A 17,457-nucleotide genomic window follows, 5' to 3' on the forward strand; every position below is an offset into this window, starting at 1 on the left:
AATGTATTTCTTTTTACGCTTTACTGCGCTAATCATTGAATCGCATCTTACGCTTTACAGCGCCAATCACTTGGCAGCATCTTTCACTTCTTTGTGTTCTTCAAAAAATCGGATAAGCCGCAGCACGTCTTCCGCACTGTTCGCCTTGCGCAATTCTTCCAGATATACGGTGTTTCCAACCAATTCCATCAAGGAATAGAGGGAGTTCAGATGACTCGTATTGTCTGCAGCGCTAAGTCCGATAAAAATGTCACACGCACCGCCGTCGTCCACCACAACCGGTTCTTTCAGTCTCAATAGGGAAAATCCTGTTTTCAAGGCACCCTGTTCAAAGCCGCCGTGCGGAAATGCTACGCCCGGACCGATGACGATGTATGGACCGTATAAGTTAACCGACTTGATGGCGTTATGAGCAAATACAGTGTCTACATAGCCTTCCTTCAACAGAAGGTCCGATGTTTTCTGAATCGCTTCCTGCCAATCTTTAGCGGTTTCATCCAATGCGATACAATGCACATCCATAAAATCGGAAAGGAGTCGTTTCTTTTTGCCTTCCACGTGCTCCCAATAAGTAAGAGCCGGCACTTCCAAGGCTTCGTACAAGCCGGGATACTCTTTCGTCATTTCACTTAAATCCCGTAAGAGCTTCTTCAGTTTCTCGTTCCCCGAAATATCTTGGAACGCCGTATCTCGCGAAGCAACTTGGCGAAGCAGATCGGAAATTTTATCGAAATCACTTTTCGGCAAGTTTACGCTTACCGTAATGTGTGCCTTTTCCAACCAATCCGGCAACGGCACGGTGGCAATCACACAATCTATGGTATTCAAATCGTATTCATACAGTTCAAACACTTGAATCGTATCTACAATTTTCATCTTATATTGACGGAGCAACTTGGCTTTTAATAGCTGTACCGTACCGATACCGCTATTGCAAACTAGAAGTACTCGCACATCGGCGCTCAACGTGGTCAGCTTTTCAATGGCCGCCGACACATGCAGTGCAATGTACGCGATTTCCAAATCACTCAGTGTGCGTCCCAGATAAGATTCAAAAATTCCAACGGCAGAACCGATTTTTTCAACAATGTCCATATTCTTTTCCATGTAGATTCGTATGGACGAGTTTTCCAAGCTGGCCGGTACACCATGTTCCGCAATATCTGTCATATGGTTAGTCAGATTAGCGATTAAGTCTCGATCTTTGATGAGGTTATACCCCAACACATCGGAGACTTTTTCTAAAAACAGGGTTACCAGGAACTGGATGGATATGTAAGAGAATTCACCGTTCCGGTCCCGCCCTTCTGCGGAGCGGTCTCGCACCGCGTAGAGGCTGTTCATAAAGTGTGCCAACAGATGAACTTCTGCAATCGAGTTTTCCTTGTGAGCCAGTGGCAAGATGGCCTTCGCCATGTCGCATCGTTCCTGCGTGCTTCCTTCTTGCATCGTCCGCTCTTTCGGCAACGCTTCAATGGTTGGTCGAAACGCTACCAACAGTATGTATTGCCTCAACGCCTCTAAGGACTCTTCGGTAAAGAAGAATTTATGAGCCATCATGATATTCACAATGTGTAGGTGAACTTCATGACTTAAACTTGCAATTTCCGGTCTCAGCTGCGTTAAGCTGTCCCGTACGAACAGGCGGAGAATAAACAGGTGGCCTTTGTAGAGTTGCAAGAACGCATCTCGTAACGCCAGCTCTTCACCTTCCAGTGCAATCCCCCGTCCCGACTTTGATATAACCGTCACGTTAAAAGGTTCTAAGGTCTGTCGCAATTGTTTTAAATCTTTTAACAATGTGGAGCGGGATACCATGAGGATTTCAGCCAAATGGTCAATGGTAATGTCTTTCGTTATGAGCAGTACCAGGAGCAACAGTACAATTCGTTCCTCTCCGGTCAATTCATAATCTTTATAGGCCAGTTGGTTCTTCAAGAAATTGCTCAGTACATCGCGCTGTTCCGGCGAAATATTTTTATCTTCACTGAGTTCCAAAGGACTCAGTTGGTAGGAATTTAAGAAATCATTGATTTCCAACAAATCGTTATACACAGTTCGTTCCGTCCGGCCCATTAGAGCGGCCAGTTTCTTCGTTGTGTAAAATTGTGGATCCACTAAAATCCGCTGCAAAATCTGTACTTGTCTGTGATTCATGGCTCCTCCTTTTACCCTTTTCTAAATACGTGGGGCATCATAGCATCTAATTGAATCAAATATTGTTTTAATGTAATTCAAGTATAGCTCTATGAGCCTCATATTTAATCGGTCTATGTAATGATTTTTAAATCTATTTTTAATACTATTACTTTTAATACCACCAGTTTTAAATGCTGTTATTTATTAATAAGCTACTGCTTAGTTAATCGTCACTGCTCATCTTTAACGATGAGTTTTAGTAATCTTTATATGTCACTTCTCGTATCATTGTCTTTATCATAAACAAATGTGTCCACTAAAAGAAGAGCAATCTTTTACACCGCATTTGAAATTTTTTATTTTGCACGCAAAAAACCGCAGTACAAATGCATGTACTGCGGTCTTTTTATCAGAGTTTATGTTTAAATCTATATGGTATTTTGCTGTATATTATACTGTATTATTTCTACATCTTATTCTGTATTTCTTAGTATTTTCTGTTCCATATAAAAAACCGTATTTAATACTATGTCTAATACGCTAAACAACTTTATAGCAAACTGTCTATCAGCTTAAAGAGGCTTCGCTCGGTTCCGGAACAAATTCACCGTTCTGGTTGCGGATTTCCAATTCTTCTTTTTGTGCTTTCAACGCAGGATCGGCCGATGTGCCCAACAAACGACCATATAAGAAATGGTAGCAAATGAAGGCCACGATGGCAACAACTGCAGTTAATAAGAACATATTGGTGAAGCCGATTAATTCTTTAATGCCGCCCAACGCATAAGGACCAAAACCTAAGCCCAAATCAAGGGCAATAAAGTATGTAGAAGTGGCAATGCCGATGCGATGGAATGGCACCATTTTAACAACAACGGCTTGGCCGTTCGACATGTAAGTACCATAGCCAAGACCTACGAATAAGGCGGATACCAAGATCATCCAGCCGGATGTTGCATAGGCTAATAATAAAATACCGATGGCTAGGGAAATAAAGCAAGGGTACAATACATAGTTTTCGCCTTTGCGGTCAAATAACAACCCCAAGGACGGACGAGTCAAGGTAATAATAACTGCATATACTACGAAGAACCAGGTGCCGGCTTGTACCATGTTGATTTCACGAGTGTAGGACGCCATGAAACCAAGAATACCGGAATACGCAAAACCGACTAAGATGGATACTAATGTAATGGAATTTACGCGAGGTTCCAGGTAATCGGAAATTTTACGGCCCGATTCTTCCTTGCGAACTGCTTCACTGAACACAGGTTCTTCGTATTTCATCATGAAGGCGCCAACTACGCAGAGGGCAACCAACACAACGCAAAGACCGATAATGAAGTTAAAGCTTGTTTCAGATAAGAGGAAAATTCCTAAGAATGGTCCGATCGCCGCAGCCAAGCTGGTGCTCAATCCATAATAATTGATACCTTCACCGCGACGGGATTTAGGAATAACACTGGCGACGATGGTACTCGTTGCCGTGGATGTAATACCATAGGCGAAACCATTGATAAAACGAACTGTATCAAGGACGATAAGATTTGGCATGTAAAAATAAAGTGCAGTGGATATAAGATAAATAAAAAGTCCTGCAAATAACACTTTACGACTGCCTAATGTCGTTACCATGCGACCGGCAAAAATACGGGCCACGACGGTGCCGATAATATAAATGCCAACAGCGAGACCGGCCTGGCTTGAAGTAGCGTGTAATGTATCTTTTGCTACAACCGCGATGATTACAATTAATAAATAATAAATCAAAAATACCAACAAATTAATTACCGTATCCAACATAAACGGCAATGTCCAAAGCTTTTCTTTCTTAGCCTCCATAGCTAATTACATCTCCTCATATAAATTAATAAAACCTTGTTACAGAGGCTAATTATATATACCCAAACTGCTCTTGTAAAACAGCAAAAGATGAACTTAGTTATTAATTTTATTGATATTAGTAAGTCGACCTTGATTTGCGTGATTTATAAAGAAAAGCTATACGGGGGTATTCCTAAAGGCCATAGAATTGCATTCAACAAAATAGAATCTAATTAATTTTTAAATATAATCAAAATAAATCACACTATCAAGAACAGTTTATAACGCCAAACGTTATGTTTCAAAAGCAGGTTACGATTTACGTCCCGTCACGATAGATTCGTTCACTACTCATGCCTGAAATTATATATGGCAGATAAAACTGTCTGTGGCAAAGACGAACGAAACATAGTACACTGAAATCAACAGGATACATGTACTTACAAAAAGGATGGACAGAAATTTTTTATGATATTTTTCCGTCATACAAATCAGCCATCTATTCATTTCTTTCAGGTTTATTTTTTATTTTAACCTGCATAAAAGGAGCAACTCTATGAATTATGTAAAACTCGGCAAAAGTGATTTAATGGTATCCCCTATTTGTATGGGCTGTATGAGCTTCGGCGATCCGGCCAGCGAAATGTTTAAATGGACACTGCAAGAAGAAGACAGCGCCGCCATGGTAAAACATGCTTTGGATCTGGGCATCAATTTCTTCGACACAGCCAATACCTATTCCGCCGGAACGAGCGAGGAGTATTTAGGCAAAGCCATCAAAAAATACACCACCCGTGACAAGGTGATTCTCGCTTCAAAGGTATATTTTAACGACGGCAAGTTATCTCGCGAAGCCATTAACCGCGAAATCGAAGGTACGTTAAAGCGCTTAGGTACAGACTACTTGGATTTATATATTATTCATCGCTTCGACTACTCCACGCCTATCGAAGAAACCATGGAAGCCCTGCACAACTTGGTGAAAGCCGGTAAAGTGCGAGCCCTCGGCGCCTCCGCCATGTTCGCGTACCAATTCTACGATATGCAGTTGGCCGCTCGCGACAACGGCTGGACACCATTCGTTTCCATGCAGAACCACTACAACTTACTAAACCGAGAAGAAGAACGTGAAATGAATCCCCTTTGTGATCAAATGGGCGTAGCCAGAACCCCTTATAGTCCACTCGCTTCCGGTCATCTGTGCCGTCCGGACTGGGATAGCGATTCCCTGCGCAGCCAAACAGACTATATTATGGCGAGAAAATATAACGCAACGAAAGATTCCGACATGGAAATCGTAAAACGCGTTCACGAATTATCTGAAAAGTACGGTGTTACCATGACACAAATCGCCTTGGCTTGGCACTTCGCCAAAGGCGTTACCTCCGTTTTAATCGGTGCAACTAAACCGAAATACTTGGACGATGCGGTTGGTTCTTTGAACGTAAAACTCTCCGCCGAAGACATTGCCTACTTGGAGGAACCTTACGTACCGCATGAACTCATGGGCGTAGTACGGGCTTAAAGCAAAAATACCATGATGCATAATTGCATCATGGTATTTTTCTTAAGTGCTTAAGGATTTTACTTATTTAATTTTATTCAAAGCCTGTGGAGGTGTTTGACCATCTAAAGCTGCGAATACGTTCCGTGCACACATTTCACCCATATTAATACGAGTTTCAATTGTACTTGTACCAATATGTGGTGTCATAATAACGTTTTTAAGCTCAAACAGCGGTTTATAAACTTCCGGTTCTTTTTCAAATACATCAAGACCTGCGCCACCGATAGTTTTTTCTTTTAAGGCAGTATATAAAGCCTGTTCATCCACAACAGGACCACGGCTACAGTTAACTAAAATAGCCGTTTTCTTCATCATCTTCAATTCTTCAGCACCGATATAATGTCTAGTACCGTCATTTAATGGCACATGCAAGCTGATAAAGTCTGCTTTTTGAAGGAGTTCTTCTTTTTCTACACGGCGAGCACCAATTTTATTTAATTCTTCACGGTCATTATGGTCTACATAAAGGATCTCCATATTAAATCCTTTAGCCCGTTCAATGAATGCCTGACCAATACGGCCTGCGCCGATAACGCCAAGAACCTTGCCGCTGATTTGAGTGCCTAACATATTAGTTGGCCCCCATACTGTATTGCCTTCGCGAATAAATTGATCGGCTTCCACAACCCGGCGAGCCACAGCACACAATAATGTAAACGCCAGATCCGCTGTGGAGTCAGTTACTACATCCGGTGTATTGCTGGCCCACACACCAACCTTTGTTGCTGCCGCCACATCAATATTGTTATAGCCTACACCATGACCGGCAATGATTTTACATTTTTTTGCCAGTACATCACATACATCCGCATCAATTTTAGTGCCGGACACTACAACTAAGGCATCTCTGCCTTCTACGGCTTTCAATAAACGTTCTTTTGTCCATTTTTCATGATTGACTTCTACATCGCAACGGGTGCGCAATAAAGCCAACGCTTCATCAGGTATTGGCCAAGTCACCAATACATTAGGCTTTGTCATACTAAACCTCTTTCACATTCAACAACTATTCTTACTGCACTCTCATTAATTAATCAGAGGATATGCAGCTTTTATACTATAGTGAGTCTTAGCTTTCTTCAAATAAAGACCACTGTTAATTCTAAGCATCGATTAGCAAGCTTTATTTTTTGCTACTAGTGGTTCAACAATAGTAGATAGTAACAAGAAGCAAAGCAAGGAACTTACAGCTAAGAAAATAAATACGCTGTCCCAGCTGTATTTATCCAAAATAATACCAACGATTAGAGGTGTAAGCGCACCACCCAATTGGCCGCCTGTGTTTACAATACCGAATGCCAATGGATAACTTTCTTTACTTACTAAGCCCATTGGATATACAGTGTAACCGGCATAGCCGATACCGATAAGAATACCTGCCACTGTAAGCATGAGGCCTAAGTAGAATGTATTATTAGGTGCATATACTAATGCAAATGTAGTAAAGATTGTACAAATAGCACCTAGCATCATCATTGGTTTTCTACGTTTATCCAACACTTTGTCTGATAAGAAACCGCCAATGAAGTTACCGATTACAGAACCGATAAATGGGGCGGAGGCTAAGAAACCCATTTTCAAGAATGTGAAGCCTTTTACTGCCATCAAGTAGGATGGAATCCATGCCATAAATGTGTTGCTGATACCGATCATGCAGCCATAACTGATTGCACAGGCCAATACGCTCCAGGATGTACATACTTCTTTAACGGAACTCAATGGAGCCATATGTTTAGCTCTGATAATTTTATCTAACCAACCGAAGTTAAGAGCATATTTGGCATCTTCCTTAGCTTCTTCTTTAGTTTCAACTGATTCGCATTGTTCAATATACTTAACTTCTTCTTCGTTTACAAAGCGACTTTCAGCCGGTGTTGCCGTAACGAGGACTTTCCACAAAATAGCTAAAATCAAACCTGGAATTGCAAAGAAGTAGAAGATGTGTTCCCAGTCAAACATTTCCAAAATAACAACACTGATTAATGGCACCAACACAGGCCCCATCTTAGAACCTGCAATGAATACCCCTGTTACAGTACCTTTTTCTTTTGCAGGGAACCAGCGGTTAATCGCATTCGTACATCCTATCCCTAGAGGCCCTTCCGATAAACCGAGGCCTACACGCCACATTTTAAGTAAGAATACTGAAGATGTAGTCCCCATTAAGCCGGTAAACAGAGAGATTAAGAATAAGAATACAGGTAACAATTTGTTAGTAACCTTTGTGCTTAATTTACGGAAAAATAAGCCTGTAGGAATCTGAATACATGCATAAGAAAATGAGAACAAACTAACAATTAAACCTGCTTCCGTATTGCTCAAGGCAAATTCCTTTTTCATGTAAGGCAATGCCACACCTAAGTTTGCGCGGTCCGCGTTTGCAATAATCCATACGAGCGCTAACACAACCATTACAACCCATCTGTATTGTGTCATCTTTTTCCCTATAGAGGCCGGTTGCGCTATTGCTTCTGCTGCGTTGATGGAGACACTTTTGTTTCCCGTAGCGACTTTACTCATTGTAATACTCCTTCCCTAAGTACCTATGAAATTAAACCTCTGTCAACGTGAATCACCTTATGCAACGCGTGTCGATCCCCGGCGCATCCCAATTATTGCCGTACTACAATCATAATAACTTGCAGATTCTAATTACATTTAGTCATTCATGTTGTACCTTTATGTAATAAATTATATATATACTGAAAAGCCTTATATATATTACAAGTAACATATAAGTTTGTATTTATTTCAAAATTTTAGTTCTTGATTACGCATTTTTATAAAAAGAAAAGGAGTACAATATGAAGTATCTATTCATTCTATTAATCTTCACTATGAAAATTGCGCATGATTAATGAATGTATTTTTCGGAACTCCGACTTCCATTTACTCTGAGTCGGACGGATTAATTGATGAACAAAGGATCCGCTAATGCACTGTCCTTCATTAACAGGTTCTTTATTCAAAAAAAAGACGATACACGCTTCGCTTTCGCAAATTGTGTATCGTCTTTTTTGAGTTAGGGTTAGGTATCCCAGTCTCAGGTACTGCTTAACTTGTATAGTTAGGTGATGTAGCTTCTTTATATATCCGTTTAGAGGATAGTGCAGAACACTTCGGATATATGAAGGGGGATGCCGCATCTACTTAACTTGCATTAAGTTTCAATTAATTGTCTGGCAATCGATTCCAATAGATAACACTCAGAATCGCCTTCAATTAATTGATATGTCAGTTGACGTTTCAATCAACCGAATTACATCGTATGAATTAAAGAATGGATTTGTAAATTCCGATAATTTCTTCTTTGGATACGTCGCGTGGGTTACCAGGAGTACAAGCATCGTTCTTAGCGGATTCTGCCAAGAAGTCGATATCTTCTTCTTTAACGCCTACGGACAACAAGCTTCTAGGAATTTCTACATCGTCAGCTAATTTTTGAATAGCAGCGATAGCAGCTTCCTGGTATTCTTCTTTGCTCATGTCGTCAACGCCTTTAACGCCCATTGCTCTTGCAAGATCGCGATATTTTTCACCGGTAGCAGGTGCATTGAATTTCAATACAGCTGTTAACATCATAGCACAAGCTTTGCCATGTGGAACGTCATAAAGAGCGCTCAATGGATGTGCCATGGAGTGAACGATACCAAGACCTACGTTGGAGAAGCCCATGCCGGCGATGTATTGACCGTATGCCATGTTTTCACGAGCTTTAGGATCGCCTGCAACGGAATCACGTAAGGAGCGAGCAATGATTTCGATAGCTTTAAGATGTAACATGTCAGTCATTTCCCAAGCGCCTTTAGTGATGAAGCCTTCAACAGCATGAACTAATGCGTCCATACCGGTAGCAGCACATAAGCCTTTAGGCATGCCCATGGACATGTCAGGGTCAACGATGGCTACGATAGGGATATCGTTAGGGTCTACGCATACGAATTTGCGATGTTTTTCTTCATCAGTAATTACATAGTTAATAGTAACTTCTGCTGCTGTACCGGAAGTAGTGGATACAGCAATAATTGGTAAGCATTTGTTTTTAGTATCAGCAACGCCTTCCAAGCTGCGAACATCGCTGAATTCAGGGTTTGTCATGATAATAGCGATAGCTTTACTAGTGTCGATAGTACTGCCGCCGCCGATAGCAACGATGCAGTCCGCACCGGCTTTTTTACAAGCTGCTACGCCGTCTTGAACGTTCTTAATTGTCGGATTGGCTTTGAGTTCATCAAAGATTTCATAAGCAACGCCGGCTTTATCGAGTAAAGCGGTAACTTTTGTTGCTACTTCGAATTTAATTAAATCTTTGTCAGTTGTTACTAACACTTTCTTAAGATTTTTCGCCTTCAATTCGTCAACAATCTTCTGAATGGCGCCAAAACCAAAGTAAGACGTTTCATTAAGAACCATACGATTAACCATAATGCGATACCTCCTAGTTAGGTAACCCGAAAAATTGAATTAATTATAGTATTCTATTTGTTTCCGCGTATTTCCTTCTTAACCGGTTATTTTATTTTTTATTACGCCATAATGCATTGGCCACCGGTTCAAGCGCAGCCTTTTCCTCCGCTGTAAGCGGCTGAATTGGAACGCGGCAGTATTCTTCCATAGGCATGCCCAATTCCTTGAGCGCCCATTTCATTACCGGATTGAATGGTACATGCACTTCGTAGAAGGCAAAGTAAGCGTCAATTTTGCGCTGTAATTCTTTCAGTTCACTCAGGTTTTCTTCGCCCAACGCCTTAACTACCTGTGCACACATAGGCGCATCCACATTGGAAAGAGCGCCGATGCAGCCGTCCCCGCCGGATATAACGGAAGGAATACAGTTGTTGTCATATCCTGTATATACTTTAAAATCAGGATATTTCGACTTAACAATTTGAATATATCGTTGTGTATGACGAAGAACCGGATGCGTGTCTTTTACACCCACCAAGTTAGCATGTTTCTCGCGAAGGCGGAGCAGTGTTTCAGCACTTACATCATAGCCCGTACGGTCGCCATAGTTGTATAAGTACACCGGCCCCTTAACAGCCTCCAGCACCTCATCATAATACGCGAATACATCTTCACTATTGCAAGCGCTGTAGTACGGTCCTACAATGATAACCGCATCAGCACCGGCATCTAACATTTCATTGGGCAGCTGTATAGTTTCCGCTTTCACCATACGTCCTGTGCCTGCAATGACTTCCCAACGTCCCTTGCTATAAGCAATAGCATCTAAAATCAACTCTTTTACTTCATCGTAAGAGAACGCGTAGAATTCACCGGCGCTGCCGCCCGCTAACACACCATCCATACCCGCTTCAATTAAACGGTCATAGAAAGCATGCATTTGATCGTAGTTTACCGATTCATCTTTGTTAAGCGAAGTCAGAATCGGACATATATATTTTGCTTTCACTAATACTCTCCCCTGACTTATTTCTTATTCAAATCATATACCATATCCATGGATGCCCACCATTCATCCTTGTGTGCCCCTTCGATACGGGTTTGGCAAGGATCGGTTTCACGCCACCAGCGTTGTGTTTCCGGATCTTGTGCCATTTTAGCCATATCATAATCGAAGTCGTCCCCTTCATAAACCATTACGGAGAACAATAAGTCATCACGATTAAAGATTTGGTAATGCGTAATGCCGCATTCGCGAATCATTTTATTTACGCTTGAGAATGGATCGGCATGTAATTGTTTATAATATTCCGCTTTTTCCGGACGTAATTTGATTACGCTGGCAAACACTTGCGGTTTATTAATTTTGTATAATTTTTTAGTGTTTTTCGAGAAAATGTCCTGATCGTCACCAAAGTATTCACGCACAGCGTTTAAATGCTCGGCGAAAGATGAGTACAATTCCACTACCGGGAAGTTTGATGCATAAAGCAATTTACCGTGGTCAAATGTACCGCTGATAAAATCGAGCAAGTTTTTCACGAAGGTTTTGTCCTCTGTAGCAAAACCGGATACTTTACAGTATACATTCGGCAAGCTTGCCAATTTTGTCATAGCTGCTTTATAGTCATCAGTCAATTCACTTACGTTACCGCAGTGATTAATAACCAACTTCAATTCAGGAACCTGTGCAGCCGCCTGGTAAATGTCCATTAATTCATCAACGCGGTTACAACTTTCGAAAATCAGGCCACGTTCGGCCAATACGCCCATGCCTTCGATGAAGCTGCGTTCTAAGCAGCGTCCGCGTGGGGACGTTTCAATATGAAGTGGTTCGCGCACGCCCACAATCCCCGTAGGCAAGCGCATATGACCACTTAAGTGACGAGCACGCATAACCTTTGCCAGAATCTGCGGACTGTTGAGCGTAAAGATATATTCGTCTTCTTTAATCGCATCGTCACAGTCTACTTCTACGTAGACGCCGCCTTTAAAGTCGACGCCTACTTTTGCATATTCCTTTACAAGATCATCCGCTGAAAAGCTCCGTTTTATTACACCCTTACAAGAATTTAACCAAGGTAAACGAAGTACATCCAAGTCCCAAATATGAAAGTGGGAATCTACTATTTCTAACATGTCTATCGTCTCCTTTTATTATTTTTCGTCGGCTAGAGCACCTTGTAAACCATACCAAGCTACATATAAGAAGCAAGGTAATAACAAGAGATAGCTGGCACCTGTACCCCAGTGGTCAGCTACATAACCCATGAAGAATGGCATGATCGCACCACCTACGATACTCATGATTAACAAGCTGGCTGCTTTTTTAACCAATCCGTCCGGAATCTTCACAACAGACAACGCGAAGATTGTTGGGAAGCTGATGGACATGAAGAAGAAGGAAATCCATAATACAATAACTGCCGGTAAGTTGTGAACAAACTGTAAAGCTACCATTAAACCTGCGTTAATCAAGGAGTATACAGCCAAGATTACATTACTTTTAACTTTCTTCATGATTGGTGTAGTTACTACACGGCCAAGAAGGAAAGCTACTAATGCGATACTGAAGAAGTAAGCTGCCTTGCTGTCGTCAAGACCTTTCCAGTGTTCTACAGAGTAGTTGATGAAGAATGCGCCTGCACCTACTTGCGCTGCAATGTATAAGAACTGAGCAAGTACGCCAAGACGGAAATGACGATAATGGAATAATTCGGAGTAAGAACCGGACTCGCCGTCCAATGTTTGTTCTGTGTTACCGGTAACTTCAGCGCCTTCAGGCATACGAGCTACGAAGAACGCTACTAATACGGCTAATACAACAACTGCGATACCTACGTAAACCATTTGTACGTTGGCCATGTTTTTTTCCACATCGCCGTGAGACAAGGATAAGAAGAGCGCGCCGCCTACCATTGGCCCTAAGAACTGGCCTACACCGTTGAAACTTTGCGCCATATTGATACGGAAGGCCGCATCTTCATCGCGCCCCAGTTTCGTGATGTACGGGTTCGCGTTTGTTTCCAAACTGCCGAGGCCACAAGCAATAATAAAGAATGCCAATAAGAAAAGTTGGAAACTTTGCGCATTACTTGCCGGAATAATAAGCAAGGCACCGATAGCATACATTGCAAGGCCCATCATGATACCGCCTTTGTAGCCGAACTTAGTTGCTACCATGGAAGCCGGAATAGCGATTACGAAATATCCGCCGAAATAAGCGGCCTGTAATAAACCGGATACTGCTTTTGTAATACCTAAATGGTTCTGGAAGTTTTTATTCATTACGTCTAACAGACCATAACTGAAACCCCAGAGGAAGAACAAGGATGTTACCAGCCAGAAAGCGATTTTAATATTTCTGCTTGTAACAAGACTATTTGCCGCACCTGCATTTTTCATAAACAATTCCTCCTATAGCTTAGCTTAATGCACGATCAAGATGTACATAGCCGCCATCTACGAATACCCATTGACCAGTTGTGTGAGAGGATTTTGGCGATAAAACGAATACAGATGTATCAGCAATTTCCTCAATGGTAGTGAAACGACGTTCAAATGGAATTTTGTCTGTAATAACTGCTTTACGAGCTTCAGGATCATCAAATGTTTTAATCCAGTTAGCGTATAGTGGAGTCCAGCATTCGCTGACTACGATGGCATTACTGCGAACGCCGTCTTCTAGAAGTGCTGCGGCCCATTCACGAGTAAGACCTAAGATTGCGCCTTTAGCTGCTGCGTATGCACTAGTTTTGCCTTGGCCTGTTAATGCAGTTTTAGAAGAAATGTTCAAGATAGAACCTTTGGATGCACGAAGGTATTTAATGGACGCATGTACTAATTCATAATAATGAGTCAAGTTGCCATGAATACTTTCTTCGAATTCACGCCAGGATGTGTTGTCCAAATCTTTGTTATCGTTAGCACCTGCGTTGTTTACGATGCCGTAAATGCCGCCGCGACGTTCAGCTACTTCATCAACAATGCCCTGGATTTTGTCTGCTTCATTCAAATCGATTTGATAGAAGTCATAATCTGTAGTGATTGCTTCCAACTCTTGTTTGAAATCGTCAGTCAATTCGGAACGAGTTAAGATTACAGGAATTGCACCTTCTCTTGCTAAGGATAATGTGATCCCGCCACCAATACCTCTGCTACCACCTGTTACGATAACAACTTTGCCTTTTAACTGTAAATCCATGATACCTACCTCCCAAAAAATAAATATATGCCTTACTTAATTAAAATCCCCATTATTGACATCATGTGATTGTCGTATTGTGGATGTGAAGCCTTATTTTGTAGATATGACGCTTTATTTCGTATATGTGAATCTTTTATTGTTTTCCGTAATTCTTTATGCCTTAATCTCATACTTAACATTCGCATAAGTCAACGACTTACGTATATGCGTAAACGTATTTTTGAATTTATTACGCGTACCATATACAAACTCTATAAAGCTATAATCTAGCTATAAAAGCGTTACTTAAAAAATTAATTAAGTGAAATAGCAAACTTTATAACAAAATAAAGCACTCCTTATTACGCATATACGTAACAATGAGTGCTTTTTATTTTCTGTAACAATGACATATTCTTACGTCATATTACTATTTTATTTTTTTCAATTCACATGCGGGTATTATATTCCCAAGTTATGCGCCAATACCTTTTTATATTAAACATTATATTACGAAGGTATTAGACATAGATGCGTGGTACACGTTCGGAGAATCCGCAGAAGATTTCATAAGGAATCGTACCTACTAATGTGGCGATTTCAAGGGCCGTAATGCTTTCTTCACCTTGCGTGCCAAGGAGTACCACTTCATCACCGGGATGCACCGGCACACCTTCCGGCATGGCTACCATGAGCTGATCCATACAAACACGACCTACAATTTGACAGCGCTTGCCGTGAATTAAAACGGCTCCACGGTTTGAAAGGCTGCGCGGATATCCGTCAGCGTAGCCGACCGGGATTGTTGCAATGGTAGTAACGCGATTTGTCATATACGTTCCACCGTAACCGATTCGTTCGCCCGATTTTAAATGCTGCACATGAACGACTTTACTATGAAGACTTAAGGCAGGGCGAAGCCCCAAGCGATTCGGCACATCCAGCGACGGCATAATGCCGTATTGAATAATCCCCGGACGAGCATCGGTGAAAAGGCTGTCTTTAACTGCTAAAAGGCCTGCACTGTTAGCCATGGAGAAACGGAACGGTTCCGAGCGATGAGCCCGCACCATTTCCACCATATGGCGAAATGCTTCTGTTTGCTTATGGGCGCTGGTTTTATCGGCGGAGTCCGCACTGGCCATATGCGAAAAGAATCCGTCCACACGAAGATGTGGATGACTTTCCACTTTTGCCATGAAGTCCAGAGCCTGGTCCGGATGAATCCCGATGCGATGCATCCCCGTATCAACTGCGATAGCGCAATCAATCGTCACATCATGGCGTGCGGCGCAAGCTTCAAGCGCTTCTAAATCGGTAGATTCACAAACGGCGGGAATAGAATGTCCCTCCACTATTAAGTCGAATGACTGTGGCAAGGTAATCCCCAACAAATAAATCGGCAAGCTAATACCGGCACGGCGAAGAGGCAACGCTTCTTCCGGGAAAGCCACCGCCAATGATTCATAGCCTTCTTCCATGGCGATACGTCCCACCATAACACTGCCATGTCCATATCCGTTCGCTTTAATGACAGCTGTCGCCGTACTCCATTCCGGTAAACTGTCCTTAATGCGGCGCAAGTTTTCGCGCAAAATTGCCGTATCTATTTGTAAATGTGTAGGTCTCATGATCTAACGTCCTCCTAAACGGCCCCATAGTCGGCTACGCCCTGACCGGGGTGCGGTTCGCTTTTAAGTTCGTTGTAAGCGCATTTTGAAATATCCGTTAAAAGCAGTTCCACGTACTCTTTACTTTTGTAGTGCTAAACTGCTTCTTTCTTTACATTTCTAATGCGACCTTAAATTCTTTTCATATTATAGCACAAATCCTTTTCCTGTGAGGATTAAGATTAAATATTTTCTTCTCTCCTTTAATAGTATTATATAGGGAAATTTATGTAGGGATCCACATGAATAAAATTTCATTCAAATCATAGATGAGCAAGTTAATCGAATTTCTGGCAAAATTTGCTTATTAGCAATTACCCTAATATATATAACCTTAATAAAGAGCCATATCTATTTTTATTAATCTGTTATATGTATCATTGATTTCTCATTTTACACAACATGATAAGTACCCTATATACCCTCTTAAGGGCATGTTTACTTGATTTTGTGACTCTATTAAAATTTTCGAACGTCCACCTCAAACGCACAAGGGATTTTCCCCGACCCTATCGGTACATCTATTCGCCCACCCCTAAAATAAGCATTTTAAAGCATTTTTTGACAGTTTCGCCTATTTTTTCTTGATTTATTTTAAATTTAATTAATTATTGCCATCGCCCATCTATGCGATATGTGAAAATGTCTTATGCCATAAGGCTCTACAAGGTTATTTTACAAAATTTTTACAATGTACTCAGTAGAAACTTTACAAAGATTGTGTATACTAAGTGCACAAGTTAAGGATTTTACTTCACACAATTTAACAGGAGGCATTACACAAATGAAATTTAACTTGAAAGCACTGACAGTTCTCGCCATGGCAGGTATGTTAACCTTAGGTTTAATGGGTTGTGGCAACAGCGGTAGTTCTGATCAACAAGCCGCACAAGCATTAAAAGGAACAATCACTTCCTCTGGTTCTTCTGCCTTACTTCCATTGGCTAAAGAAGCCGCTGCTGAATTTAAGAAGAAGCATCCTGATGTATCGATCGTACTTAACGGCGGTGGTTCCGGTACAGGCTTAAAACAAGTTTCTGACGGCACTGTAAACATCGGTAACTCCGACGTAGCAGCTGAAACAAAATTACCTAAAGAAAAAGCTGCAGAACTTGTTGACCACAAAGTAGCTGTTGTAACTGTAGCAGCTGTAGCTAACAAAAACGTTGGCGTTACTAACTTAACTCAACAACAGTTAATCGACATTTTCACTGGTAAAATAACTAACTGGAAAGAAGTTGGCGGTGCTGACACTAACGTAGTTCTTGTAACTCGTCCTAGCACATCCGGTACTCGCGCTCTCTTCACTGAGTTCGCTTTGAACAACAACCAGGAAGTTTCCAACAAATCTCTTGAAACTGACGATTCCGGTGCTCTTATCCAAAGTATCTCCAACACACCAGGTGCTATTGGTTATGTAGCTCTTCCATACTTGTTAAATAACACAAGCGTTGCTCCTATGTCCATCGATGGCGTTGCACCATCCCTTGAAAATACCTACAACGGTACTTACAAAGTTTGGGGTTACGAACACATGTACACTAAAGGTCAACCAGACGCAGTTCAAAAAGCATACCTTGACTTCATCATGTCCGACGAATTCGGTAAAATCCTCGAACAAAAAGGCTACGGTATAGCTTCTAAGATTAAAACGGGGAAATAAG

The 17,457-nt window shown here is 41.5% G+C and carries 12 protein-coding genes; 2 read left to right on the forward strand and 10 right to left on the reverse strand.

What is annotated here, in order from left to right; all coding sequences use genetic code 11:
* Window positions 1–66: 66 nt before the first annotated feature.
* Window positions 67–2,157, reverse strand: a complete 2,091-nt coding sequence (locus tag KHZ77_RS02405; protein WP_295195340.1) for a PTS sugar transporter subunit IIA — start codon at window positions 2,155–2,157, stop codon at window positions 67–69.
* Window positions 2,158–2,706: 549 nt separating this feature from the next.
* Window positions 2,707–3,981, reverse strand: coding sequence for an MFS transporter (locus KHZ77_RS02410; RefSeq protein WP_295195343.1), 1,275 nt, complete (start codon window positions 3,979–3,981; stop codon window positions 2,707–2,709).
* 538 nt (window positions 3,982–4,519) lie between these two features.
* Here KHZ77_RS02410 and KHZ77_RS02415 point away from each other — a divergent pair.
* Complete coding sequence (locus KHZ77_RS02415) at window positions 4,520–5,488, forward strand: aldo/keto reductase (protein WP_295195346.1); 969 nt, start codon at window positions 4,520–4,522, stop codon at window positions 5,486–5,488.
* Between the two features lie 63 nt (window positions 5,489–5,551).
* On the opposite strand, the gene KHZ77_RS02420 is transcribed toward KHZ77_RS02415, so the two are convergent.
* The 8 genes from KHZ77_RS02420 to alr all read right to left on the reverse strand — a co-directional run bounded on the left by KHZ77_RS02420 (window position 5,552) and on the right by alr (window position 15,754).
* Window positions 5,552–6,511, reverse strand: a complete 960-nt coding sequence (locus tag KHZ77_RS02420) for a D-glycerate dehydrogenase (protein ID WP_295195348.1) — start codon at window positions 6,509–6,511, stop codon at window positions 5,552–5,554.
* A gap of 132 nt (window positions 6,512–6,643) precedes the next feature.
* Complete coding sequence (locus KHZ77_RS02425) at window positions 6,644–8,050, reverse strand: MFS transporter (RefSeq protein ID WP_295195351.1); 1,407 nt, start codon at window positions 8,048–8,050, stop codon at window positions 6,644–6,646.
* 753 nt (window positions 8,051–8,803) lie between these two features.
* Window positions 8,804–9,955, reverse strand: coding sequence for a lactaldehyde reductase (gene fucO, locus KHZ77_RS02430; protein WP_295195354.1), 1,152 nt, complete (start codon window positions 9,953–9,955; stop codon window positions 8,804–8,806).
* Between the two features lie 91 nt (window positions 9,956–10,046).
* A complete protein-coding gene (locus KHZ77_RS02435) occupies window positions 10,047–10,946 on the reverse strand; it encodes a dihydrodipicolinate synthase family protein (RefSeq protein WP_295195358.1) in 900 nt (299 codons plus the stop codon).
* Between the two features lie 17 nt (window positions 10,947–10,963).
* The gene (locus KHZ77_RS02440) at window positions 10,964–12,076 is read right to left on the reverse strand and encodes an L-rhamnose mutarotase (RefSeq protein ID WP_295195361.1); all 1,113 of its coding nucleotides are present in this window, start codon (window positions 12,074–12,076) and stop codon (window positions 10,964–10,966) included.
* 18 nt (window positions 12,077–12,094) lie between these two features.
* Window positions 12,095–13,342, reverse strand: coding sequence for an L-fucose:H+ symporter permease (gene fucP / locus KHZ77_RS02445; RefSeq protein ID WP_295195367.1), 1,248 nt, complete (start codon window positions 13,340–13,342; stop codon window positions 12,095–12,097).
* A gap of 19 nt (window positions 13,343–13,361) precedes the next feature.
* Entirely contained in the window at window positions 13,362–14,141 is a 780-nt protein-coding gene (locus tag KHZ77_RS02450) for an SDR family oxidoreductase (protein ID WP_295195369.1), read from the reverse strand.
* A 503-nt stretch (window positions 14,142–14,644) separates the two neighbouring features.
* Window positions 14,645–15,754 carry an alanine racemase gene (gene alr, locus KHZ77_RS02455; RefSeq protein ID WP_295195371.1) on the reverse strand — a complete coding sequence of 370 codons (1,110 nt, stop codon included), beginning with the start codon at window positions 15,752–15,754 and terminating at the stop codon, window positions 14,645–14,647.
* 823 nt (window positions 15,755–16,577) lie between these two features.
* Between alr and KHZ77_RS02460 the strand changes: the two genes are divergently transcribed.
* Window positions 16,578–17,456: a phosphate ABC transporter substrate-binding protein gene (locus KHZ77_RS02460; RefSeq protein ID WP_295195376.1), complete on the forward strand. Its 879-nt coding sequence runs from the start codon at window positions 16,578–16,580 to the stop codon at window positions 17,454–17,456.
* Window position 17,457 lies beyond the last annotated feature (1 nt).

The sequence above is a fragment of the Veillonella sp. genome, from assembly GCF_018364065.1.
Taxonomy (GTDB): domain Bacteria; phylum Bacillota; class Negativicutes; order Veillonellales; family Veillonellaceae; genus Veillonella_A.

What these genes read in the sequence shown, in the direction of transcription:
- KHZ77_RS02405 (WP_295195340.1), bottom strand. Translation starts at nt 2,157, where the DNA reads ATGAATCACAGACAAGTACAGATTTTGCAGCGGATTTTAGTGGATCCA.
- KHZ77_RS02410 (WP_295195343.1), bottom strand. Translation starts at nt 3,981, where the DNA reads ATGGAGGCTAAGAAAGAAAAGCTTTGGACATTGCCGTTTATGTTGGAT.
- KHZ77_RS02415 (WP_295195346.1), top strand. Translation starts at nt 4,520, where the DNA reads ATGAATTATGTAAAACTCGGCAAAAGTGATTTAATGGTATCCCCTATT.
- KHZ77_RS02420 (WP_295195348.1), bottom strand. Translation starts at nt 6,511, where the DNA reads ATGACAAAGCCTAATGTATTGGTGACTTGGCCAATACCTGATGAAGCG.
- KHZ77_RS02425 (WP_295195351.1), bottom strand. Translation starts at nt 8,050, where the DNA reads ATGAGTAAAGTCGCTACGGGAAACAAAAGTGTCTCCATCAACGCAGCA.
- fucO (WP_295195354.1), bottom strand. Translation starts at nt 9,955, where the DNA reads ATGGTTAATCGTATGGTTCTTAATGAAACGTCTTACTTTGGTTTTGGC.
- KHZ77_RS02440 (WP_295195361.1), bottom strand. Translation starts at nt 12,076, where the DNA reads ATGTTAGAAATAGTAGATTCCCACTTTCATATTTGGGACTTGGATGTA.
- fucP (WP_295195367.1), bottom strand. Translation starts at nt 13,342, where the DNA reads ATGAAAAATGCAGGTGCGGCAAATAGTCTTGTTACAAGCAGAAATATT.
- KHZ77_RS02450 (WP_295195369.1), bottom strand. Translation starts at nt 14,141, where the DNA reads ATGGATTTACAGTTAAAAGGCAAAGTTGTTATCGTAACAGGTGGTAGC.
- alr (WP_295195371.1), bottom strand. Translation starts at nt 15,754, where the DNA reads ATGAGACCTACACATTTACAAATAGATACGGCAATTTTGCGCGAAAAC.
- KHZ77_RS02460 (WP_295195376.1), top strand. Translation starts at nt 16,578, where the DNA reads ATGAAATTTAACTTGAAAGCACTGACAGTTCTCGCCATGGCAGGTATG.